The 24,353-nt window shown below is 45.0% G+C and carries 25 protein-coding genes; 21 read left to right on the top strand and 4 right to left on the bottom strand.

Annotated features, from left to right (window positions below; genetic code table 11):
• The first annotated feature begins 31 nt into the window (after positions 1-31).
• Positions 32-235, top strand: coding sequence for an alpha/beta-type small acid-soluble spore protein (locus LKD36_RS08280; protein WP_308459308.1), 204 nt, complete (start codon positions 32-34; stop codon positions 233-235).
• A gap of 48 nt (positions 236-283) precedes the next feature.
• Here the strand turns inward: LKD36_RS08280 and LKD36_RS08275 are convergent, their stop codons facing one another.
• From LKD36_RS08275 to LKD36_RS08265, 3 genes are read right to left on the bottom strand one after another with little or no spacing between them, the layout of a single operon-like run.
• On the bottom strand, positions 284-895 hold the full coding sequence (locus LKD36_RS08275) for a histidine phosphatase family protein (RefSeq protein WP_118769941.1): 612 nt from the start codon (positions 893-895) through the stop codon (positions 284-286).
• Positions 896-916: 21 nt separating this feature from the next.
• Positions 917-1,336, bottom strand: a complete 420-nt coding sequence (locus tag LKD36_RS08270) for a Fur family transcriptional regulator (RefSeq protein ID WP_118769942.1) — start codon at positions 1,334-1,336, stop codon at positions 917-919.
• Positions 1,337-1,360: 24 nt separating this feature from the next.
• Positions 1,361-2,209, bottom strand: coding sequence for a putative manganese transporter (locus LKD36_RS08265; protein WP_118769943.1), 849 nt, complete (start codon positions 2,207-2,209; stop codon positions 1,361-1,363).
• 476 nt (positions 2,210-2,685) lie between these two features.
• Here LKD36_RS08265 and LKD36_RS08260 point away from each other — a divergent pair, with 476 nt between their 5' ends.
• From LKD36_RS08260 to LKD36_RS08185, 16 genes are all read left to right on the top strand, one after another.
• A complete protein-coding gene (locus LKD36_RS08260; protein ID WP_118769944.1) occupies positions 2,686-3,075 on the top strand; it encodes a cobalt transporter in 390 nt (129 codons plus the stop codon).
• A 16-nt stretch (positions 3,076-3,091) separates the two neighbouring features.
• Positions 3,092-3,286, top strand: coding sequence for a CooT family nickel-binding protein (locus LKD36_RS08255; protein WP_118769945.1), 195 nt, complete (start codon positions 3,092-3,094; stop codon positions 3,284-3,286).
• Positions 3,287-3,344: 58 nt separating this feature from the next.
• Positions 3,345-4,277, top strand: coding sequence for a methylenetetrahydrofolate reductase (locus LKD36_RS08250; RefSeq protein WP_118769946.1), 933 nt, complete (start codon positions 3,345-3,347; stop codon positions 4,275-4,277).
• A gap of 35 nt (positions 4,278-4,312) precedes the next feature.
• The gene (locus LKD36_RS08245; protein WP_118769947.1) at positions 4,313-5,083 is read left to right on the top strand and encodes an ATP-binding protein; all 771 of its coding nucleotides are present in this window, start codon (positions 4,313-4,315) and stop codon (positions 5,081-5,083) included.
• 25 nt (positions 5,084-5,108) lie between these two features.
• The gene (gene cooS, locus LKD36_RS08240; RefSeq protein ID WP_118769948.1) at positions 5,109-7,001 is read left to right on the top strand and encodes an anaerobic carbon-monoxide dehydrogenase catalytic subunit; all 1,893 of its coding nucleotides are present in this window, start codon (positions 5,109-5,111) and stop codon (positions 6,999-7,001) included.
• Between the two features lie 44 nt (positions 7,002-7,045).
• Entirely contained in the window at positions 7,046-7,813 is a 768-nt protein-coding gene (locus tag LKD36_RS08235) for an ATP-binding protein (protein ID WP_308459307.1), read from the top strand.
• A gap of 19 nt (positions 7,814-7,832) precedes the next feature.
• Complete coding sequence (gene acsB / locus LKD36_RS08230) at positions 7,833-9,962, top strand: acetyl-CoA decarbonylase/synthase complex subunit alpha/beta (RefSeq protein WP_118769950.1); 2,130 nt, start codon at positions 7,833-7,835, stop codon at positions 9,960-9,962.
• Between the two features lie 172 nt (positions 9,963-10,134).
• Positions 10,135-11,076: an acetyl-CoA decarbonylase/synthase complex subunit delta gene (acsD, locus tag LKD36_RS08225; protein WP_118769951.1), complete on the top strand. Its 942-nt coding sequence runs from the start codon at positions 10,135-10,137 to the stop codon at positions 11,074-11,076.
• Positions 11,077-11,101: 25 nt separating this feature from the next.
• Positions 11,102-12,448, top strand: coding sequence for an acetyl-CoA decarbonylase/synthase complex subunit gamma (gene acsC, locus LKD36_RS08220; RefSeq protein WP_308459306.1), 1,347 nt, complete (start codon positions 11,102-11,104; stop codon positions 12,446-12,448).
• Positions 12,449-12,512: 64 nt separating this feature from the next.
• Entirely contained in the window at positions 12,513-13,298 is a 786-nt protein-coding gene (gene acsE / locus LKD36_RS08215; RefSeq protein WP_308459305.1) for a carbon monoxide dehydrogenase/acetyl-CoA synthase methytransferase subunit, read from the top strand.
• Positions 13,299-13,400: 102 nt separating this feature from the next.
• On the top strand, positions 13,401-15,332 hold the full coding sequence (gene acsV, locus LKD36_RS08210) for a corrinoid activation/regeneration protein AcsV (protein WP_308459304.1): 1,932 nt from the start codon (positions 13,401-13,403) through the stop codon (positions 15,330-15,332).
• Between the two features lies 1 nt (position 15,333).
• On the top strand, positions 15,334-15,972 hold the full coding sequence (locus tag LKD36_RS08205; protein ID WP_308459303.1) for a DUF3786 domain-containing protein: 639 nt from the start codon (positions 15,334-15,336) through the stop codon (positions 15,970-15,972).
• Positions 15,973-16,146: 174 nt separating this feature from the next.
• Entirely contained in the window at positions 16,147-17,835 is a 1,689-nt protein-coding gene (locus LKD36_RS08200) for a formate--tetrahydrofolate ligase (protein WP_308459302.1), read from the top strand.
• A 106-nt stretch (positions 17,836-17,941) separates the two neighbouring features.
• Positions 17,942-18,571, top strand: a complete 630-nt coding sequence (locus LKD36_RS08195) for a cyclodeaminase/cyclohydrolase family protein (protein WP_308459301.1) — start codon at positions 17,942-17,944, stop codon at positions 18,569-18,571.
• A gap of 26 nt (positions 18,572-18,597) precedes the next feature.
• Positions 18,598-19,479 (top strand): bifunctional 5,10-methylenetetrahydrofolate dehydrogenase/5,10-methenyltetrahydrofolate cyclohydrolase, encoded by an 882-nt coding sequence (locus tag LKD36_RS08190; RefSeq protein WP_118769958.1) that lies wholly within the window; start codon positions 18,598-18,600, stop codon positions 19,477-19,479.
• Between the two features lie 3 nt (positions 19,480-19,482).
• Entirely contained in the window at positions 19,483-20,985 is a 1,503-nt protein-coding gene (locus LKD36_RS08185; protein ID WP_308459300.1) for a PucR family transcriptional regulator, read from the top strand.
• Between the two features lie 249 nt (positions 20,986-21,234).
• Here LKD36_RS08185 and LKD36_RS08180 read toward each other — a convergent pair whose 3' ends face one another.
• A complete protein-coding gene (locus LKD36_RS08180; RefSeq protein ID WP_118769960.1) occupies positions 21,235-21,573 on the bottom strand; it encodes a helix-turn-helix domain-containing protein in 339 nt (112 codons plus the stop codon).
• Positions 21,574-21,713: 140 nt separating this feature from the next.
• Between LKD36_RS08180 and LKD36_RS08175 the strand changes: the two genes are divergently transcribed.
• The 4 genes from LKD36_RS08175 to LKD36_RS08160 are packed head-to-tail and all read left to right on the top strand — an operon-like array spanning position 21,714 to position 24,345.
• Positions 21,714-22,124 carry a hypothetical protein gene (locus LKD36_RS08175; protein ID WP_308459299.1) on the top strand — a complete coding sequence of 137 codons (411 nt, stop codon included), beginning with the start codon at positions 21,714-21,716 and terminating at the stop codon, positions 22,122-22,124.
• Positions 22,125-22,143: 19 nt separating this feature from the next.
• The gene (locus LKD36_RS08170) at positions 22,144-22,815 is read left to right on the top strand and encodes a YARHG domain-containing protein (protein WP_308459298.1); all 672 of its coding nucleotides are present in this window, start codon (positions 22,144-22,146) and stop codon (positions 22,813-22,815) included.
• Between the two features lie 18 nt (positions 22,816-22,833).
• The gene (locus LKD36_RS08165) at positions 22,834-23,400 is read left to right on the top strand and encodes a zinc ribbon domain-containing protein (protein ID WP_118769962.1); all 567 of its coding nucleotides are present in this window, start codon (positions 22,834-22,836) and stop codon (positions 23,398-23,400) included.
• 12 nt (positions 23,401-23,412) lie between these two features.
• Entirely contained in the window at positions 23,413-24,345 is a 933-nt protein-coding gene (locus LKD36_RS08160; protein WP_308459297.1) for a zinc ribbon domain-containing protein, read from the top strand.
• Positions 24,346-24,353: the final 8 nt, after the last annotated feature.

Genomic DNA, 24,353 nt, shown 5'->3' with positions numbered 1-24,353 from the left:
AAATCAGCTTTGCAGTAAGGAGGAGTTTATTATGGCAGGTTCTACAAACAAAGCAGCAGTACCAGAGGCAAAAGGTGCACTTGACCGTTTCAAATATGAGGTGGCAAGCGAGATCGGTGTTCCGCTGACGGATGGCTACAATGGAGACCTGACTTCCAGACAGAACGGATCTGTCGGAGGTGAGATGGTAAGAAAGATGATAGAGGCGCAGGAGCGCCAGATGTCCGGTAAATAAACCGGTATAGGAAAAGCGGCATAGCCATTGGACTGTGCCGCTTTTTTACTAATAATAGAGTCTATTCTCGAATTCAATGTTAAATTTACCATGTTCCACATGGAGCTTGGTCACGCCACAGTTTTTATGTACCGGTCCGCTCCAGAATTCAGCCAGTGGAAGATTCTGCAGTCCGGAGAGAATGCCGCGGATAGCAGCGCCGTGGGCTGTCATCAGAAATGTCATGTTTTCGTTGGCAGGGTCATCCATAATACTGCGTACAAAGGAAGAGGTTCGTTCTCTTAGATGAAGAAGGCTCTCTCCGTGAGGAGGTGTATCATAGTGTTCCGGATCATCAAAAAATTTACGAAATCCGGGTTTGGGAATGGTGTAATTATCCGGAAGATAGCAGAGTCCTTCGTAATCACCAAAGCTGATTTCTTTCAGGCCGTCTGTTTCGATGATTTCGATGGGGCGGTCTCCGCGAATGATTTCTGCAGTCTTTCTGGCCCGGATCAGAGGGCTTGTATAGATACGGTCAAAAGGAACAGCTTTTAACCCTTCAGCAGTTTTCTCTGCCAGTTCGATTCCATATGCATTCAGGGGAATATCGGTAGTTCCCTGCAGTTTCTTCATGCGATTCCAGTTGGTTTCACCGTGGCGGATCAGATAAATATCCATGATAGTACTCCTTTTTATCTCTTATACGTTTTTTACCTGACATTCTCTGCAGATACCGTATAAAATAGAATTTTTGCATTGCAGGGAAAATCCGTGATCCTTTTGGATGTGTTCGGAGATTTCTTTCATGAATTCGCAGTCCAGGTGAAGAATTTTTCCACATTTTACACATTTCAGGTGCAGATGACCTTCGCATCCCTGACCCTGTTCTACATATTGATAAGAAGCCTGTGTACCCTGGCCGGAAGCATAACGGATCACAGTTCCATCTTTTTCCAGACGGTCAAGATAGCGGTAGACAGTTGTGATATTGACTTCACTCTCCATGGCTTTTAGCTGGTCACCGATCTGTGCAGCTGTGATGGTTTTGTCTTTGCTTTTTTTTAAGATCTCAAGTATTTTTTTTCGGCTTGATGTCGAATAATGATTTTCTCCTGACATAATTTCTCCTTCGCAATTGCACTATCAGAATAACACTCCTGATGCCTCTATGACAAGCCCCCAGAAGACACCCAGTCCGTAAAGAATGGAAATAATCCGGAAAATATCTTTTTTGTCATGATCCAGACGGAACAGGACCAGAAGTCCAACACCGGCATTGACCAGCAGGCCGGACATCATGGCACCGGCACTTAAGATTCCGGACAGATAAAGCTCCGTAAGTATGACAGAAGAAGCACAGTTTGGAATGAGCCCCACAAGAGCAGCTGCAAATTCTCCGACGACAGGAAGCCCGGTAAAAATACCTGCCAGAGTCTGCTCGCCGATCAGAGCAATCAGAAGATTCAGTAGAAAAGAAATTACAAAAATATAAAAGAAGACTTCTGCTGTATGTCTGAGGGCAGAGATGAGCAGATGTTCCTCGCAGTCCGGTTCTCCGGTATGGCTGTGGTGCTCGTGGTGGTCTGCATTTTTTTGCTGATCCCTGATCAGAAGATCGATAAGCAGACCGGATATCATTGCGATGATGACTTTGACAGCCAAAATACGGACAATTCGTGTGATTCCAACAGCAGAGGATATTAAAATAGGAAGCATTTCGTCGGAGGTGGAGAGAAAGACTGCCATCAGAGTACCAAACGTGATGATATGCCCACAATAAAGCCCTGATGCAGCTGCAGAAAAACCACACTGAGGGATAATGCCGAATAAAGCCCCCCAGACAGGTCCGGATGCATTTGCAGCTCCGATTCTGGCCCGCCCGGCTTCTCCGGCGCGATGCTCAAGAAATTCCATCAGGAGATAAGTGAGAAAAAGGAATGGCAGCAGACGGAGGCTGTCGAACACGGTGTCTTTTATAACTTCCAATAACATAAAGATATCTTCCCTTCTATTGTATAGGATCATGAAAGTGCAAATGCAATTTGACTGCATTTGCAAATCATTTGCAAATTCACAGAAATAAATTATATGCAAAACAGAGAAAATGTCAAGAGAGTTGGAAAAATGTTTCTGGCTGAGAGTGAGCATAGTGGAAAAATTCCGGTAAAAAATTCACAATGTTCGTCTCTGAAATACATAAGATGCCCCGAAAAACACAATTGTTAGATAATTCACAAAATATTCAAATATTGTCATTAATTTAACGAGATATAAATCTATTTGGCAAAAGTTACATAACCTGATTTCATACAATATTCGCTTTGGTTAAAATGAATGAAACTGCTTGCAAAAAGCGGGGGGAGGGGATATAATAAACACAACTATTCCAGACAGGGATACTTTGTACTTTGAAATGTTAAAAAAATAACGATTCAGAAGCTGGAAGTTAAAAGGAGGATAGATAGACAATGCATATGACAAACGAAGAACACAGCCATTGCGGATGTGGATGCGGCGGACATGATCATGATCATGAGCATGAGCACAGCCATGAGCATACTCATGATGGAGTAACGCACACTCATGCACATACACATGAGGGCGAGCATCAGCATGATCATACACATGGAGAATGCGGATGCGGTCATCATCACGGTGAACAGCCGAAAGATGAGGATACAGCAGTACTTGCATACATGCTTGACCATAACCGCCATCATGCTCAGGAGCTTGCAGCCATTGCAAAGCATTTAAGAGAGCAGGGCAAGGATGATGCGGCGCTTCAGATTGAGAAGGGCGTTGAAGATTTCGAAAAAGGAAACATGAGACTTTCCATCGCTCTTTCCCTGGTACAGTAAGGAGGTTGACTTTAAGATGTGTCTTGCAACTGTATATGGAAAGAAAAAAGAAGGTGAAAGCATTCTGATCAAGAATGCCAGCCGGATGGATGTGGATGGAACAACGATCCGCATCAGAGACATTATGGGTGCAGAGATTGAAGTAGAGGGAGCCATCGCCATGGTGGATCTGGCGAACTCTGTAGTAAAGATTAACTGCATCGAAGACTAATTCAGTTTGGTAGTTTTTTGTAGGTTACAATTTAAATAAGATGTGGAGGTATGTAACTATGAAAATCTCACAGGCACTGAGAGAGAAGACTCTTCTTTCTTTCGAGCTCTTCCCGCCGAAGACAGAGAAAGGAATGGAGAATCTGCCTGGTACCATCGACCATCTGATGAAGTACAAACCGGCATATATTTCCTGTACCTATGGCGCAGGTGGCGGAAACGTCGGCGCTAACAGAGAAGTATGTCAGATGATCAAAAAAGCAGGTACCACACCGGTTACCCACTTTACGGTTATCAAAAATACCAAAGAGGGTATCAAAGAGCAACTGGATCAGTATCTTGCAGAAGGTGTTGATCACATGCTGGCACTCCGTGGAGATATTCCGCTGGGTGAGACCACGACTTGTGGTGACTTTAATTATGCAACGGACCTTGTAAAATTTGTTCGTGATACTTACGGCGACAAATTTGAGATCGCAGTAGCAGGATCTCCGGAGGGACACATTGCATGCCGCAGCCTGGATGCAGACATTGCAGTCCTGAAACAGAAGCAGGACAATGGCGCTGACTACATCATGACTCAGCTTTGCTGGGATATGGAGCAGTTCAGATACTGGCTGGATGCAATCCGCGAGGCAGGTATTACCATGCCGGTAGACGTGGGAGTTATGCCAATTCTTGATATGGGAGCTACCATCAACATGGCACTTTCCCGTAATGGCTGTGTGATGGACAGCGAGCTTTGCAGAATGATTTCCAGACACTGGCTGTTCCCGAATCCGTTCGCAGCAAAAGATGCAGACGGAAAACCGTTCGACATGTTCTATGATAAGAAAGTCGAAGAGTTCAAAGAGGAAGGTATCCAGTATACCATCAGACAGATTGATGAGTATCGTGCAATGGGCGTAAACGGAATTCATCTGTATGCTCTGAACAAGTGGAAAGATGTATCCCGCATCATCGACGAGTCCGGACTTTGCACTCTCGTTTAAGAAAAAGACAATAGACAGATTTAGGAGATGACAATATGCCATATACAATTGCAGTGGCAGGAAAAGGCGGCGTGGGCAAAACCACGCTGACCGGTATGATGATTCAATATTTGGCTGACAAGAAGGAAGGCCCGATTCTGGCAGTTGATGCCGATGCGAATTCTAATTTGAATGAGGTCCTAGGTGTGGATGTGGAAATGACACTGGGAGATATCCGAGACGAGCTCTCAAAAGCGGAAGTTTCTGATGACAGCCCGATTCCGAAAGGAATGTCCAAGCAGGATTATACCGAGTTCAAGTTTGATTCCGCATTGGTAGAGGAAGATGACTACGATCTGCTGGTTATGGGTCATACACAGGGAAAAGGGTGCTATTGCTTTGTAAATGGTCTGCTGTCGGCTCAGGTCGGAAAGCGTGCCCAGAATTACAAGTACATCGTGGTAGATAATGAGGCTGGTATGGAGCATATCAGCAGAGGAATTCTTCCGGGTGTAGATGCCGTGATTCTGGTCAGCGACTGTTCACGCAGAGGAATTCAGGCAGTAGGACGCATTGCACGCCTGATTCCCGAGTGCGGACTGAAACCGAAGAAAGTCGGTCTGATCGTAAACCGCGCTCCGGGCGGAGTTATTAATGACGGTGTCCGCGAGGAAATTGAGAAACAGAATCTCGAACTTCTGGGAGTGGTTCCCCAGGATGAAGGTGTATTTGACTATGACAGTGCCGGAACTCCTACAACGCAACTTCCGGCAGATAATCCTGTCAGACAGGAATTGTATCATATTTTAGAAGGTCTTGGGCTTTAAAAGCCTGACTATAAAGGAGATTTATATGGGAGACTTTAAATTAACCACAGTCGAAGAAATGGAAGCAGCTACCAACCGGCTGCTCGAGACCGGCGCTAAAGTCGGTGCTGATGCATGGCAGATTCGTGTAAAGAATCAGACTCCGCACTGTAAATTCGGTGAGCAGGGTATCTGCTGCCGTATCTGTGCAATGGGACCGTGCCGTATTACCCCGAAGGCTCCGAGAGGAATCTGCGGATGCGATGCTCATGGTATCGTAGGACGTAACTACCTGAAATTCACTGCAGGTGGTGCAGCTACTCACTCTGATCACGGACGTGAGATCTGCCATACTCTTTACGCAGCTGATCCGAACGGCGCTTACAAAGTAAAAGATCCTGATAAACTGATCCGTATCGCAAAAGAGTGGGGCGTAGAGACCGAAGGAAAAGATATCTACGATCTGGCACATGAGATGGCAGAACTGGCTCTGATGGAGTATGGTAAACCGTTCGGCGTTCAGAGATGGCTGAAGAGAGCACCGGAGCATACCCAGAAGCTGTGGCATGATGCTGAAATCGAGCCGCGGGCAATTGACCGTGAGGTTGCTACTTCCTTACATATGACCCATATGGGATGTTCATCTAAACCAGAAGCACTGGTTCGTCAGTCCTTAAGAGCAGGTCTGGCTGATGGATGGGGCGGTTCCATGTGTGGTACCGAGTTCTCTGACGTACTGTTCGGAACTCCGAAGCCGATTGATACTGAGGCAAACCTTGGCGTTATGAACGCTGAGAACGTAAACATCGTAGTACACGGACATGATCCGTCACTGTCTGAGATGGTCTGTGAATATGCAGACGATCCGGAGATGATCGCTTATGCAAAGAGCATGGGCGCTAAGGGCATCACCGTATCTGGTGTCTGCTGTACTTCCAACGAGGTAGCAATGCGTCGTGGTATTCCGATGGCTGGTAACTTCCTGCAGCAGGAGAACGTAGTTCTGACAGGAGCATGTGAGGCTATCGTAGTAGACGTTCAGTGTATTTTCCCGGCACTTGGACCTCTGAGTAAATGTTTCCACACCAAGTTCATCACCACTTCTCCGATCGCTCAGATGCCGGATTCCGATTACATCCGTTTTGATGTAGGAACCGCAGCAGAGAAGGCAAAACAGATCGTTAAGACTGCATGCGAGAACTTCAAGAACCGTAAACCGGAGCTGGTATACATTCCGGATATGAAACAGAAAGCAACCGTTGGTTACTCTCTGGAAGCTCTTGTAAAAGTACTTGACGGTGTTACTAACAGCCAGGTAGATGTAACCGGAACAACCAAACCGCTTCTTGAGTGTGTTACTTCCGGTGTTATCCGTGGTGCAGTTGCAATGGTAGGATGTAATAACCCGAAGGTTCGTCCTGATACCGCACATATCGAAATGATGAAAAAACTCATTGCTAACGATATCGTAGTTGTAGCTTCCGGATGTTCCGCACAGGCTGCTGCAAAAGCAGGTCTGATGGACAAAGCTGCAAAAGATCTCTGCGGCGCTGGCCTGAAACGTGTATGTGAGCTGGCAGATATCCCGCCTGTACTTCATATGGGATCTTGTGTAGACATCAGCCGTATGATGATTCTGGTATCTGAGCTGGCAAAAGACTCCGGTCTTAAGATTTCCCAGCTGCCGGTAGTTGGATGTGCTCCGGAGTGGATGTCTGAGAAGGCAGTTTCCATCGGTAACTACGTAGTAGCAACCGGTATCGATACCTTCCTTGGCGTTGATCCTTATGTATCCGGTTCCAGCGAGATGGGTGAGTGGCTGACCAATGGCGTTCGCGATTGGGTAGAGGCTGCTTACACGGTTGAAACTGATATCGATAAGCTGTGTGACAAGATGATCGAGCGTATCGAAGAGAAGAGAACCGCAATCGGAATCTAATCCGGATAAGAAAGTAAATTGATATAAGACCGGAGGGAAAGACATTGAAGATAGCAATTACCGGAAAAGGCGGCGTTGGAAAGACGACCTTTGCGGCCACACTTGCGAGATTATATGCGGAAGAGGGACGCACCGTTCTGGCAGCTGACGTAGACCCGGATGCCAATCTGGGACTGGCGCTTGGATTTCCGGAAGAGGTGTTGGACTCCATTATCCCCATCAGTAAGATGAGAAAACTGGTGGAGGAGCGTACAGGAGCCGGACCGGATAATCAGATGTATAAACTGAACCCGAAGGTGGATGATATTCCTGATACATACAGCAAAACCTATAACGGCGTGAAGCTCCTGCTGCTGGGCACGGTGGAAACCGGCGGCGGCGGGTGCGTCTGCCCGGAGCATGTGATGCTGAGAAGAATCATCAGCCACCTGATGCTGAGAAGCAAAGATGTAGTAATCATGGATATGGAGGCCGGTCTGGAGCATCTGGGCAGAGGCACCTGTGAATCCATGGAGCAGTTCATCGTTGTGATTGAGCCGGGAGCTAGAAGCGTTCAGACCTATAAGAATGTAAAACGTCTGGCAGCAGATCTGGGAATCCGTCAGGTGCGCGTAGTCACAAATAAAGTCCGAAGCGCTGAGGACGAGGAGTTCGTTCGTTCCAAGATTCCGGCAGAGGATTTACTGGGATTCATTCATTATAATACAGAGGTAATCGACGCGGATCGTCAGGGAAAAGCTCCCTATGATGTAAGTCAGTCCGCGACAGATGAGATTCGGAAAATCAAAGCGATTCTCGATGAGTCAAAATAAATTTTGGAGGTATAATACCGTGACACTTTTTGATAGAGTATTCAGCGGAAATGATGCAGTTTATGGTTTAACTGAAGCTGCCATCGACAATGCAATTGCGCAGTACGGCGCAGATCAGGCGGTATCTTTTCCGCATACCGCATACAGCCTTCCGTGCTACTATGCAGTAACCGGAACCAAGGTTGCTAATCTTGGAGAATTAAAAGAAGCTCTCGGCGTTGTAAAAACTCTCATGACCAGAGAGCAGAAACTGAATGATGCGTTCATGAGCGGTGTTGCTACTGCACTTTGCGCAGAGTTCATCGAGGTTCTGAAATACATCAATGGTGCAGAACCGTATGCAGAGCCGTACTACGGACATCTGGCAGATGCCATTATCCGTGAGCTTGGTGTACCGCTGGTAACCGGAGATATCCCGGGTGTAGCAGTTATTCTTGGAAAAGCTCCGAGCAACGAAGAAGCAGTAGAGCTCGTTAAGAGCTATCAGGCACAGGGTATTCTGGTAACTCTGGTTGGTGATGTGATCGATCAGTGTGTAGAAGCAGGCCTGAAGATGGGATATGCACTTCGTATCGTACCGCTTGGTAAAGATGTGACTTCCGTAATCCATGTTGTATCCGTAGCACTTCGTGCAGCTCTGATCTTCGGCAACGTAACACCGGGTGATGCAGGCGCTCTGATGAAATACACCATGGATCGTGTACCGGCATTTGTAAACGCATTCAAACCGCTGGATGACGTAGTAGTAGCTTGCGGTGCAGGCGCTATCGCACTTGGTTTCCCGGTAGTTACCAACGAGACCGAGAATATCTTCCGTGTACCGAAGAGCCTGATTGTTCAGGAAGACGTATCCAAATTCAATGCTACCTCTCTTGAGGCACGTGACATTAAGATTAAGATTACCAAGATTGATATCCCGGTATCCTTCGCATCCGCATTCGAGGGCGAGATCATCCGTAAGGGTGATATGCAGGTTGAGTTCGACGGTTCCAGAAAAGACTGCTTCGAGCTGGTTTGCACCAAAGATGCAAGCGAGGTTGAGGATCACAAGTTCACTCTCATCGGACCGGATTTCGATCAGATGGAAGTAGGAAGCAAACAGCAGATCGCTTACATCGTAGACGTAGCCGGAAAGAATATGCAGTCCGACTTCGAGCCGGTATTTGAGCGTAAATTCCACAGCTATGTAAACTGTGTAGAGGGTGTTATGCATACCGGACAGCGTGATATGATCCGTATCCGTATCAGCAAATCTACCTTTGAGGCTGGTTTCCGTGCAAAAGACCTTGCAGAGGTTCTGTACGCAAACATTAAGAACGAGTTTGACGCAGTAGTAGATAAATGTGCAGTTACCATCGTAACTGATGAAGCAGAGTGTACCAAACTTCGTCATGAGCTGGCTATCCCGGCATATGATCGTCGTGACGAGCGTCTGACTTCTCTGACAGACGAATCCGTACCGGTATACTACAGCTGTATCATGTGCCAGGCATTCTCCCCGAGCCATGTATGTGTAGTAACTCCGGAGAGACTTGGACTTTGCGGTGCTGTTTCATGGCTGGATGCAAAAGCAACCAACGAGCTGGATCCGCAGGGACCGTGTCAGGTAATCACCAAAGAGAGAGTTATCGATGAGAACCTTGGACGTTATGAGGATGTTGATGAAGCAGTTGCTAAATTCTCACAGGGTGCTCTGGAGCACGTTACTCTGTACTCCATCATGGAAGACCCGATGACATCCTGTGGATGCTTCGAGTGTATCTGTGGTATCGAGCCGTTCTCCAACGGTGTTATCATTACCAACCGTGAGTACACTGGAATGACTCCTCTGGGAATGACCTTCGGTGAGCTGGCATCCATGACCGGTGGTGGAGTTCAGACTCCTGGATTCATGGGACATGGAAAACACTTCATTTCTTCCAAGAAGTTCATGAAGGCTGAGGGTGGTATCGAGCGTATCGTATGGATGCCGAAAGAGCTGAAAGAGCAGGTTGCTGAGAGAGTAAACAAGACCGCACAGGAACTGTACGGAATTGAGAACTTCTGCGATATGATCGGTGATGAGACCATCGCAACTGATCCGGAAGCACTGCTTGAGTTCCTGACCGAGAAAGGTCATCCGGCACTCGGCATGGATCCGATGATGTAATTAGAAGGCGGAAAATCAAGCACGAGCGTGGCGAGTATTTGATTTTACCCAATTTTGGGCACCCTGCATAGCAGGGTTGCCCTTTTGGAATGCATAAAACTCTTTACGAAAAGGAGTTTTATGGTATAATATAGTATTTGTGTGATATATTTTTTGAGGAGGAGAATTACCAATGCCATTCAATGGAAAATCAGGAAAATTCAACGCTTCCATCAATGCAGTTGAAGTAGGCTGCGGCGAGAAAGCAATTAAAATTGGCGGCGAGAATGTATTACCTTTCTATACATTTGATGCACCGATTGAGAACGCACCGAAAGTTGGTGTTATGATCACAGACCTCGGTCTGGACAACGAGCCGGAAGGTGTAAAAGCATACTATGCTGGATGCAGCACCATGGGCGAGATCGCTAAGAAAGCATCTGAGATGCCGGGTGCAGATTTCGTATGTCTGAGACTGATCGGAGCTGATCCGAACGGAGCAAACAAATCTACAGAAGAATGCATGGAGATCGTAAAAGAGGTCATTGACGCCATCGATGTACCGCTTGTAATCGAGGGATGCAAGAATGTAGCAAAAGATACTGAGCTTCTGTCCAAAGCTGCTGATGTAGCTCAGGGCAAAAATGTCATCATCCTGTCCGCAAGAGAGGAAGATTACAAAGGTATCGGTGCAGCAGCAGGTCTGGCTTACAATCAGAAAGTCGGCGCTGAGTCTGCAGTAGATATCAACCTTGCAAAACAGCTGAACGTGCTGATCACCCAGCTGGGTGTACAGCCGGCAAATATTGTCATGAACGTAGGTACCGCAGCAGTTGGATACGGTTTTGAGTACGTAGTTTCTACGATGGACCGTGTAAAAGCTGCAGCACTTTCCCAGAACGACGCACAGTTACAGATGCCGATCATTACTCCGGTAGCAGAGGAAGCATGGAACGTAAAAGAGGCTATGGCTTCTGAAGAAGATATGCCTGAGTGGGGTCCGGTTGAGCAGCGTGGTATCGATATGGAAGTTTCCACAGCCGCTTCCGTACTGGCTTGTGGTTCCAATGCTGTAATCGTGAAACATCCGGTTACCGTTGCCACCATCTCCAAGATGATCAAAGAACTGATGTAATTGTGGTAAGGAGGGAAATAAGACAATGGCATTAAAAGGCTTAGATATCTTTAAAATGACACCAAAAACAAACTGTAAAGAGTGCGGAAGCCCGACCTGTATGGCATTTTCCATGAAGGTTGCTCAGGGTGCTGTAGACATTTCCAAATGTCCGCATATGTCCGCAGAAGCTCTTGCAACTCTGTCTGAGGCAACTGCACCGCCTATGAAATCCATCAAAGTTGGTACCGGCGACGCAGAGTACACCCTTGGTGGTGAGACTGTACTGTTCAGACATGAGAAAACCTATGTTAGCAAACCTAGATTCGCTGTACGCATCACTCCGGATATGGATGCAGATGCTGTGCTTGCAGCAGTTAACAAAGTTGACTATGACCGTATCGGTGAGAGAATGCATGCAGAGATGGTATTCGTTGAGTATACCGGAGATGCAGCTGCTTACGCTGAGACGGTAAAACATGTAACCGGTATTGGCAAAACCATCGTTCTGGAGTGCGCTGATGCAGAAGCAGCAAAAGCAGCTCTGGAAGTATGCAAAGCTGAGAAACCGATCCTTGATGGAGCAAACGCTTCCAACTACGCTGAGATGGTTGAAGTAGCAAAAGCAGCAGGTGCTGTTCTGGGTGTATCCGGAGCATCTCTGGACGAGCTGTATGATACTACCGCAGCAATTGAGAAGCTTGGCTATAAAGAGCTGGTTCTGAATACGACCGGTGCAACGATCAAAGAGACCTTCGCTAATACCGTTCAGGTAAGACGCGCATGTCTGGACAAGAACCCGGACAGAACCTGTGGATATCCGTCCCTGGTAAATCTGGCAAAACTTGCTCCGGCAGATGAGGCTATGCAGACTGCACTGGCTTCCCTGTTTGTTCTGAAATATGGTTCCATCATCGTTATGGATACCATGAACTACGCAGAGGCACTTCCGCTGTATGGTTTAAGACAGAACGTATACACCGATCCGCAGAAGCCGATGAAGGTAGAGCCGGGTATCTATCCGCTGAATGGCGGAGATGAGAACTCCGTAGTTCTGACTACCGTTGACTTCGCACTTACATACTTCGTTGTATCCGGTGAGCTGGAGCGTTCCGGTGTTCCGTGTAACCTGGTTATCAACGATGCAGGCGGACTTTCTGTACTGACTTCCTGGGCTGCAGGTAAATTCTCCTCTACTTCTATCTCTAAATTCATCATTGAGAACGTAGAGCCGAAGATCAAATGCAGAAAACTGGTTATCCCGGGTAAGGTAGCAGTCTTAAAGGGCGATCTGGAAGCAAAACTTCCGGGTTGGGAGATTATCGTAGCTCCGAACGAAGCTGTACAGCTTGTAAAATTCCTGAAGGATATGAAAGCAAACGGCGAAATCTAGAATAGATACGACTGCCGGTTTTAACCGGCAGCCGCAAATAATATAATCAAAGGAGATTACTACCATGGCAAAATTCATTACGATTGGTGAAAGACTTTCCACTACTGCTCCGGCAGTCAACAAGGCTTTTCTTGAGAGAGATCCGGAGCCGATTCTGAAAAGAGCAAAACAGCAGCTGGATGCAGGTGCTACCTATCTTGACGTAAACATCGGACCGGCTGAGTCCTATGGTGAGGATCTGATGAAATGGGCAGTTCAGTTACTGCAGAGCGAGTTTGACAACGTTCCGCTGGCATTGGATACTTCCAACAAAGCAGCTATCGAGGCTGGTATCTCTGTTTACAATCGTTCCAAAGGAAAACCGATCGTAAACTCTGCAGACGCAGCAGGAAGAATTGAGAACATCGATCTGGCTGCAGCAAACGATGCAATCGTTATCGCTCTCTGCAACGGCGAAGGAATCGCAAAAGACAACGACGAGCGTATGGGATATTGCCAGATGCTTCTTGAAAGAGGTATGGAGCATGGTATGGAAGCAGAGGACATGTGGTTTGACCCGTTATTCCTGGTTATCAAAGGAATGCAGGACAAACAGATGCAGGTTCTTGAGGCAATCAAGATGTTCAGCGATATGGGTCTGAACACTACCGGTGGTCTGTCCAACAACTCCAACGGTATGCCGAAACACATCCGTCCGATTATGGACTCCGCTATGGTAGCTATGGCTATGATGTGTGGTCTGACTTCCGCAATCGTTAACCCGAATGATCTTCGTCTTATGGAGACCATCAAATCCTGTGATATTATTAAGAACAACACTCTGTACGCAGATTCCTATCTGGAGATCTAATAATCAGAGCGATTTTGCAATACTGTCAGTGTTTTCACTGGCAGTATTGTGCTATATGGGAAAATACAAAACCTGAAAACCCAGTTTATGGAGAAAAAGATTATGCCGAATGTTATATTTCGATATGAAGATGGAACTGCCACAAAAGTAGCAGTGACAGCCGGAGAGAACCTGTTGGAGGTGGCTCGGAAAGCGAATGTGGCCATTGATGCACCTTGTTCAGGCAACGGTTCCTGCGGTAAATGCCGGGTAAAATTCATCAGTGGAGAACTGGACAGTGTCCAGACAAGACATATTACGGACGAAGACTATGCAGAAGGATGGAGACTTTCCTGCTGCAGCAAGGTGACCGGCGACGTGGAGGTGCTGGTACCGGACATTGCATCTGCCTATAAGAGCCGCATGAAAGTGGCTGATTTAAGTTCACCGGAGGAAGTTGCCATCTTTGACCGGGCAAAACAGGATGTTGCAGATGCAGGAATTACGTTTGAAAATGATTTCTCGGTTGTGGAACTTCAGATGACGGCACCGTCACTGGAGGATACCATGCCGGATAATGAACGGCTGTCCTGGGCCATCGAGGCAGCCACGGGAATAGAGAGTGTAAAATTAACCTATCATGTATTGAAGAAATTGCCGGATGCACTTCGGGACAATGAGTTCCATGTGAATGTAGTACTGAAGAAACTTCATCACAGTGTTCTCGTTTATGACGTAGTGCCTGTTACGGAGGAGAGAATCTGCGGAGCTGCCATCGATATTGGTACGACTACCGTATCGGCTGTGATTCTTGATCTGAGAGATGGAAAGATTCTGGCGAAGGCATCTGCAGGAAACGGACAGATCCGTTATGGAGCTGATGTAATCAACCGCATTATTGAATCCAGAAAAACCGGTGGAGAAGCAAAACTTCAGAAAGCCATCATTGATGAGACTCTGAATCCAATGCTTCATAATATGTGCCGCGCTGCAGGTATTCAGGGAAGCCAGATATATCATCTGTGTGTTGCTTCCAATACGACCATGAACCATCTGCTCCTTGGCGTGAATGCAGATCCGCTTCGTATGGAACCGTACATTCCGGATTTCTTTGAGACAGAAGATGTCAGTGCCTATGACCTGAGACTGGATGTACATCCCAATGCAAAGGTCATCATTGCTCCGAATATTGGAAGCTATGTAGGAGGAGATATTACGGCTGGTACATTGGTCAGCATGATCTGGAATAAACCGGAATTCAACCTGTTTATTGACCTTGGAACCAACGGTGAGATCGTATTTGGCAACTCTGATTTTATGATGAGCTGTGCATGTTCTGCAGGACCGGCCTTTGAAGGCGGAGATATCAGCTGCGGTATGCGTGCAACGGATGGAGCCATTGAAGCATGTTCTATTGATGCAAAGACCATGGAACCGACTTTCTCCGTGATCGGAAAAGAAGGACAAAAACCGGTGGGATTATGTGGTTCTGGTATCATTGACGTAATCGCAGAGCTGTTCCGCTGCGGCATCATCAGCCCGAAAGGAAAGTTTGTCCGGGAGGGTGATCGTGTCCGCCACGATCATTACGGAATCGGAAGCTATGTGCTGGCATTCAAAGAAGATGCAGCGGGTCATAAAGATGTAGAAATCAATGAAGTAGATATTGATAATTTCATCCGTGCAAAGGGAGCTATTTTCTCTGCAATCTGTACAATGCTTCGTTCTCTGGACTTTGATGTGTCCATGATCGAAAATGTATATGTAGCAGGTGGTATCGGAAGCGGTATTAATATGAGAAATGCCGTGACCATCGGTATGTTCCCGGATGTAGAGATCGACAAGTTCCATTATATTGGAAACTCTTCTCTGACCGGTGCCTACAACATGACCCTTTCCACAGAAGCAGAACAGAAAGTACATGACCTTGCTCACAACATTACCTATATGGAGCTGAGCACGGATCCGAGCTATATGGATGAATTTGTGGCTGCATGCTTTATTCCTCATACGAATACTGCGCTGTTCCCCAGCGTAAAACAGGAGGAGATTTAATTTGGAAATCGAAAACCACAAAGAAGAAGTGCCCTTTGAGCATTACTTGGAAAAATATAAATCTTTGGATCCGAAAGAGGCTGCTCAAAGATTGAACATAGTGTATGATGAAACTGAGCAGAAATTTGGCATTCGTTTCATGGGACATCCTTATGAAGTGCATTTTCCGGAGTTTGAAATTAAGGCGCTGGATGAGGAAGAGAAGGATGGCCTCCTTATGACCAGCCTTCCGGCCAAAACCTTTATTTTACGGTATCTGCTGGAAGGGCAGTATGTACAGTCCAGTGGAAAGTTCATGACCTTCCGCGAGGTTCCAACTTATGGAGAACTGTATATTCAGCCTTTTACGGGAAGATGTATTAAGCGTCTGACCTATGGATTCGGATTTAAGCTGAAAGCCTTCGCCGAGGGCATGGAAAAGATCCCGGGAGTGAAGAAGATTCCCATGGGAGATGTGGCATACGAGTTTGAACTCATTGACGGATATCGGATGCGGTTTATTTTCTGGGCAGGAGACGAGGAGTTTCCACCCTCTGCCCAGATTCTTTACAGCGATAATTTCCAGTTCGGATTTCACGCAGAGGACATGGTAGTGGCGGGAGATCTGTCCATTACCACGCTGAAACGACTGTGTGCATAAAATAAATGTTATTGTACAAAGTGTAGGATGTCAAAAAATTATCAAAGTTATATAATGCATTCGTACACAAGGAACGGATGAGTTCTTTGGAATAACAAAAAAGCAAACCTTGCGCGATATGCGCATCAGCCGCAGAGTTCTGATTCTTTGCGGATAAAGAAAGGAGAAGTTTTTATGGGATTCAAATCTGACATCGAAATTGCACAGGAGTGCGAAGCAAGACCAATTACCGAGATTGCTGCAAAAGCAGGTATTGATGACAAGTATCTGGAGCAGTATGGTAAGTACAAGGCAAAAATTGACTACAATCTGCTGAAAGAGGTTCCGGGAGAGAACGGAAAACTGATTCTGGTAACTGCAATCAATCCGACTCCGGCAGGAGAAGGTAAGACCACTACTTCCGTAGGTCTGGCAGATGGTATGAGCAGGATCGGCAAGAAAGTTATGGTAGCACTTCGTGAGCCGTCTCTTGGACCGGTATTCGGAGTAAAAGGTGGAGCAGCAGGCGGCGGATATGCGCAGGTTGTTCCTATGGAAGACATTAACCTTCACTTCACTGGTGACTTCCATGCAATCGGCGCAGCTAACAACCTGCTGGCAGCTATGATTGATAACCATATTTTCCAGGGCAATGCACTGAACATTGATCCGAGAAAGATCACCTGGAGAAGATGCGTGGATATGAACGATCGTCAGCTTCGTAATGTAGTAGACGGACTTGGCGGAAAGACCAATGGAATGCCGAGAGAGGATGGCTACGATATCACCGTTGCTTCCGAGATCATGGCAGTTCTGTGTCTGGCAAGTGATATCACTGATCTGAAGAAGAGACTTGCAAGAATCATCATCGGATATACATATGGCAAAGTAGCTGAGCAGAAACCGGTAACCGCTGGTGACCTGCACGCAGAGGGTGCTATGGCAGCACTTCTGAAAGATGCACTGAAACCTAACCTGGTTCAGACTCTGGAAGGAACTCCGGCTATTGTTCATGGCGGACCGTTCGCTAACATTGCTCATGGATGCAACTCCGTAACTGCAACCAAGATGTGTCTGAAACTTGCTGATTACACCATTACTGAGGCTGGATTCGGTGCTGACCTTGGTGCAGAGAAATTCCTCGATATCAAGTGCCGTATGGCAGGTCTGAAACCGAATGCCGTTGTTATCGTAGCTACTGTACGTGCTCTGAAATACAACGGCGGTGTTGCAAAAGCAGATCTCAATAATGAGAATCTGGAAGCTCTGGAGAAAGGTCTTCCGAACCTGCTGAAACATGTAAGCAATATCACAAACGTATACAAATTGCCGTGTGTAGTTGCTATCAATGCATTCCCGACCGATACCAAGGCAGAGCTTGACCTGGTAGAGGCTAAATGTAAAGAGCTGGGTGTTAACGTTGTCCTTTCTGAAGTATGGGCAAAAGGCGGAGAAGGCGGCATGAAACTTGCTGAGGAAGTAGTACGTCTCTGCGAGCAGCCGAATGATTTCACTTATTCCTATGAACTGGAAGGAACTTCTATTGAGGATAAGCTGAATGCAATCGTTACCAAGATCTATGGCGGAAAGAAAGTTGTCCTGACTGCAAATGCTCAGAAACAGGCAAAACAGCTGGAAGATATGGGATTTGGAAACTGCCCGATCTGTGTTGCCAAGACTCAGTACAGCCTGACGGATGACCAGACCAAACTGGGTGCACCGACTGACTTCGAAGTTACCGTTCGTAATCTGAAGATTTCTGCTGGTGCAGGATTTATCGTAGCACTGACCGGAGAGATCATGACCATGCCTGGTCTGCCGAAGGTTCCGGCTGCAGAGAAGATCGATGTAGATGAGAATGGTAAGATTACAGGACTCTTCTAAATAATATTATACACAAATCTATATGGCGGCAGGGAACACAGGATGTTCCCTGCCATAAGCCATGCTCAGAATTAAAATGGCGTAAGCCTTAAACATGGAGGTATGTATGGGATTCACAACAAAAACCTGTGAAGAATTCGTGGATGTACTTGCATCCAAAGCGCCGGTACCGGGCGGTGGAGGAGCATCTGCACTGGTAGGAGCCATTGGTATGGCACTTGGCAACATGGTAGGAAGTCTGACTGTTGGTAAGAAAAAATATGCAGATGTAGAAGCTGATATTATTGCACTGAAAGAAAAAGCAACTGCGCTTCAGGCAGATTTTCTTCATCTGGTAGAGGCTGATGCGGAAGCATTTGAGCCGCTGGCAAAAGCATATGGTATGCCGAGAGAGACTGAGGAAGAAAAAGCAGAAAAAGCACGTGTGATGGCGATTGTTCTGAAAGATGCATGTGCAGTTCCTATGGAAATCATGGAGAAATGCTGTGAGGCCATTGATGTGATCGAAGAGTTTGCTGCAAAGGGTTCTGCTCTTGCAATCTCTGATGCAGGCGTAGGCGTTACATTCTGTAAGGCAGCACTTCTGGGTGCATCCCTGAACGTGTTCATCAACACCAAGTCTATGGCTGACAAAGAGTACGCTGCATCCCTCAACGAGAAAGCAGATAAGATGATTGCTGACTATAGTAAAAAAGCGGACGATATTTTTGCAGCTGTTAATGCAAGACTTCGCTAGTATAAGAAAACAGGAGAGTAGAAACCATGGCAAAACAGTTATTAGGTAAAGAAGTAACCGCAGCCCTGAACGAGAAGATTATTGGACAGGTAAAAGAGTTAAAAGAAAAAGGAGTATCCCCGAAGCTTGGCATTATCCGCGTTGGAGAGAGACCGGACGATATTTCTTATGAGACCGGTGCAACCAAGAGATGTGATACCCTTGGTGTGGAAGTAGAGAAAATTCTTCTGCCGGAAGATGTATCCAAAGAAGAGCTTCTTGCTGTCATTGATAAAGTAAACAAAGATGATACCATTCATGGGGTTCTGATGTTCCGTCCGCTCCCGGCTCACTTAAAAGCAGTTCAGTCTGAGATCGAGAATGCGCTGGATCCGGCAAAAGACGTTGACTGTATGACTCATCTTTCTCTGGCAGGCGTGTTTGAGGGCAAACCCCTTGGATTCCCGCCGTGTACTCCGCAGGCATGCATGGAGATTCTTGATTACTACGGAATTGACTGCAAAGGCAAAAATGCAGTAGTCATCGGAAGAAGCCTTGTAGTAGGAAAACCGGCAGCTATGATGCTCATGGGCAAGAACGCAACGGTAACTGTATGTCATACCAAGACTGTGGATGTTCCTGCTATCGCAAGAGAAGCAGATATCCTGATCTCCTGTGCAGGTGTGCTGAACAGCCTGACGAAAGAGTATGTTCGTCCGGGACAGATCGTAATCGACGTTTCCATTAACTGGGATCCGGAAAAGATCAACAAAAAAGGCGGCAAGGGCGCTATCGCAGGCGATGCTGTATTTGATGAGGTTGAGCCGATTGTTGAGGCAATCACTCCGGTACCGGGCGGCGTTGGAAGCGTTACCACTTCTGTTCTCGTAGGACATGTTGTAGAAGCAGCTATGAGAAAGTTTGCATAAGCTATGCGAATCAGTATGCAGATTCTGGCGGATCGACTCCGCCAGAATTATCCGGAGTGCCGTTTGGGAAAAATGTCAGAGGACATGAATCTCAAACGGCCTCTTTTTTATCAGAACGGGACAGAGTTCAGAAAAAATAAAGTATACATTGCCAGAACTGATGATCTGACACTGGAACAGCTTGCTGAACATGGTGATAACCTCATACTGGCAGTTGGTGATTTTTCGGAAATGGATATATTGCCGGATGGAGTCGGATGTTTTCCGCAGGAGGCCAATCCAGAAGTGCTGTTTAATACGACACAGCGGGCATTTGACGCATATGATGCCTGGGATGAGCGGATGCAGAGTATGGCACTGTCAGAGAGTACTCTGAAAAGTCTGCTGGATGCATCCTACCGTATTTTCCATAATCCGCTGATGGTCAGCACGACAGAAGGATTTATGGTGGATTACAGCAGTCTCATGGATACGCTGCCAGAATTTCAGGAAATTCTGTCGCATAATCAGGTAAGTGTGATATCCTGCAGTGAGGAAAATCAGGAGCCGTTTGCCGTCCAGCATTATCAGGATCCAGTCACGAAGAGAAATAATCTTTTTGTGGAGATCTATGACAAGAACCGGAACAGTTATCGGGTAATTCTGGTAGAAGCTTCCAGAAAACTGAAGCTTTATGATGAATATCTCCTGCAGCATCTGGCAAAATATGTGCAGCAGATGCTGGAACGCTATACGGTGGTGCAGGAAGATATCAGTTACACGCTCGACCGGCTGTTGTCCAATATTCTGACAGAGGAAAGTATTGAGGCTGATTCTCTGGAATCCCGGTTTGAAAATTTTCAGTGGAAGGAATCACACAGCTATTTCTGCATGAATATTCATGTATCCACGGTGGACCGCCAAAACCTGACGGTTGTTCGCTTTATTTGTAACCGTATTGAGAGCCTCATGAAGGGAAGTTGTGCCTTTCTGCTTCATGAAAATATTGTGGTTTATGTAAATCTTAATGATTACGGAAAGTCTCTGGAAGAAGCATTGGAATCTGTAAAGCAATTCCTGAAAGACAGCTATCTGAAAGCAGGAATCAGCTACAGCTTTACCGGATTCAGATCATTGAAACAGTATTATATCCAGTCCCGGATTGCTCTTGAGGAGGGAATGAAACGTTACCCTCTGCGTTGGATTAATCGATTTGAAGACATTGCTCTTGACTATCTTCTTGGAAAGTGTACGGAAGTGCTGGAACCCGAAGTTGTATGCAGCAGGGCAGTGCTGGATTTGAAAAAATATGATCAGGAGCACAAGACAGATTACTATCTTACGCTGAAGACATATATTACCTGCCAGATGAACGCTGTGCAGGCAGCGAAGAAACTGTTTATCCATCGAAGTACGTTTCTATACCGGATGGCCCATATCAAAGAATTGGTGCAGATTGATCTGGAAGATCCGGATCAGCTGCTGTATTTGTTGATGACCTATCGGTTATTGGAGAAAACGGAATAAAACAATGGGAGGACGAAGTGCCAAGCTGTGAAAAGGAACCGCTTGCGCTAAGTCCTCGATCCAGCGGTACTAACATTCGAACATCGCCTGTCGGCTTGTTCTCATGAAGTACCGGGACTGCGGACGTTCCTTTCACAGGTTGGCACTTCGCCGACATAGCATTGCTATTCCGTTGCTTAGAAAAATAAAAAGAGATAAAAGAGACTGATGTAAAATAGATGATTATTTACTATTTTGCATCAGTCTTTTTTATTTTCCAGATGGTGTTGAATATCGGCTGTCTCTTGTTAGACGACGTATATTCCCTAAAATGAGCAGAAGATCGTCATCGTCCAATTTTTTTAGTTCTGTAATAGTTGTTTCAAGTAAAGCTGAATTTGGAGATGAAGTATCAAAAAACTGGGCAGGGGTAATGTTGAAATAATCACATATTTGAAGAAATTCCGTCATTGGAGGTAGTGCTCGCCCGGAAGAAATATTATAAATATAACCTCGGCTATGGCCAAGGTCATAACTCATCTGATATTCAGATACTCCTTTTTCAAGTCTCAACTGGGTAATTCTTTCCCGAACAAATTCTGGATTCATATTTATTATTCCCCTCCTTTAAACAGTCTAACGGAGATACCTTTGTATATAGTAGAAAAATAAATGTCTTATAGTATTTAATAATCCAAGAATATATGTTATAATCCAGTTAAATATGTTATGAGAAGGAGATAAAAGAAATGAACAAAATAAAATTAGGAGTGTCAGCTGGGCTTACAGGAGCAATTTTATATTTTCTTGGAGCAATCAGTATCATTCCAGCAGTCATATTGGCAGGGTATATTTTATTGAAAGAAGAAAATGACTGGTTAAAATATCAGGCAGTAAAAATGGTAATGATTGTAGTGATATTTGGAGCAATAAATATAGGATTAAATTGCATTGATGATATATTTGCAATATTTAATCAAGTGATTGGTATTTTTGCGAAGAATGTGCATATAGCAGTTCCATTAGGATTAACAGGAATTTTAAGCACTGTTTGCTCGCTGCTCAGAAATATAGTATTGATTTGGTCCGGAATAAATGCTTTGAATTTTAAGACAGTGTATGTTGCTTCTATTGATGAACTGGTTTCGAAAAATATGTAAATACGTATGGAGATAAGAAATGTATTGCAGAAAATGTGGTCAGAAATTAAAAGAAACCTCCAGATTCTGTAAGAAGTGTGGGACTCCGGTAATGATGGAGTCAACTATAGAAGATGAAGTAATAATTCCTATGAAGCATAAGAAGAGATGGCCAATCGTTTTAATGATATTTTTTGGTGTTTTTCTTATAATACTGGCAGCTTTTATTTTGAAGTACAAAATGAATGAAATATCGGAACAAAGTGAAGTACCAGATAATCAGGTAATTGCTAATGAATGGTCGAGTCAGACTGATGACTTTGAAACCGATTTTTCTACAGATAATTCAGAGGAAGATATTTCTGAATCGGTGGAAAAAGAAGTTTCAGAAGAAGATCAAAAACAAACGGAAGAAACAGAAATGCAGGATGAAGCATCAGAGTATTTCATCCCTGACAGTGACAGCAAATACTTGACAATGAAAGATTTGGAAGGATACTCAGCAGATGATTGCAGAATTGCCCGTAATGAATTATTTGCCCGACACGGACGAAAGTTTACTGATGAAAATTTAAAATCATATTTTGAATCAAAAAGCTGGTACGAAGGAACTATTGAGCCGGAAGATTTTGATGACAGTGTATTTAATGAATATGAAATTGCGAATAGAGATTTAATTGTAGAATACGAAAAAGAAAAAGGTTACAGATAAAGAAAGAGGGATATTATTATGGCATTTTTTGATGAAATTGGAAAAAAGATTACGGATGGAGGTCAGAAAGCAGCTGAGCAGGCGAGAATTTTTGCAGAGGTTAGCAGATTAAATGGTTTGATTACAGAGCAGGAAAGGATTATCAGTCAATTGTATTCCAGAATCGGCCAAAACTATTATGAACTTCATAAATTAGATGCGGAGGCCTGCGTTCAGGCGGAAGTTGAAGGAATTACCATGGCTGAAAAAAGAATAGAAGAAATAAAAGCACAGATTGTCTTGGTGAAAGGCGTGGAATCCTGCCCTAAATGTGGCTGTGAAATTGCTAAAGGAACTGTATTTTGCCCTCAATGCGGAGAAAGAATACCTGAAATATCGTCTAAGGAACGCTCTGAAAACATGGTAAATTGTTCTAAATGTGGTAAGGCAGTTCCAAAGGGACAGAAGTTTTGTATTTATTGTGGAAGCTTAATATCAGAAAATGATCAGGGAGACACATCTAAAAAAATTTGTTCTGGATGTGGTGCGGAAGTCGAACCGGGATCAAAGTTTTGTATGAAGTGTGGCCAGATGATTGAAGAATAAGAGGGTTGCAGAATGTACTGTCGAAACTGCGGAAGCAAATTAAAGGAAAATGCAAAATTTTGCGGAGAATGTGGATGGAAGATAGAGGATGTAACAGAATCAGAGATTATTTCCGATGAAGGACGGCCACAAAAGAAAAAAGGGGTCAAAAAGATTATCTTGCCTGTGATTTTAATGGTAATTCTATTAATCTCTGTCGTTGTAGTTATTTATTTAAAACAGCAAAGTACAAAAGAAAACTTATTGGGAAATACATCATCACAAAATTTAGATGAGTCTACAGAAACAGAAAAAAATGAAGTTTTACAGGAGGATATAAAGGAACCTGACAATGAAAATGTGAACGAAAATGAAGAAGAACAGAAAAAAGAAGAAGAGGGAGACGCAGCAGAAATAGAAACGATGGATGAGGAGATACCATTATCGGAGAGTGAAGAACAGCAAAAAAATGAACAGGACAATATTCAGAACGAAGAGGATGAAGAGGGAAGATTGTGGGAGGATGATTTCCAAAATTTCTCCATTCAGGTTAGTTCTCAATCAGATTCATCTGCAAAAATAGAATGTGATGGGGAACATGTTAAATGGTCTGTGTCTACCCCTGACTGTGGGATTGGAGAAACAGTTACTATAAAAAATTTAAATCCTGGTGAACCAATAGAAGGAATAGGAATTGATCCGTGGGACTGGGAGTCGAAAACAGATTATCAAGCTTGTAGTGCCCCTTCGGAACTTCTTGTTTCTGCTGGCGAGTATGAAGAATCTGTTGAATTTTCTGATTGTGTAGAAGAATGCGATGCAGGAGATGATCTTTTTGGCACGATGATGTCCTTTAATGAACCAATTTACGCGGATGAGATTACGATACAGATTAAGAATGTGCGTAAGGGAACAGAGAATGAAAAACTTTGCAAAACGACAATTTATTTTTACCGCAGTAAATAAAAAATGAC

It is taken from the genome of Hominiventricola filiformis (genome assembly GCF_020686965.1).
Taxonomy (GTDB): domain Bacteria; phylum Bacillota; class Clostridia; order Lachnospirales; family Lachnospiraceae; genus Hominiventricola; species Hominiventricola filiformis.
Note: the sequence above shows the minus strand (reverse complement) of the source record. Positions and strands in the feature narration are given on the sequence as shown.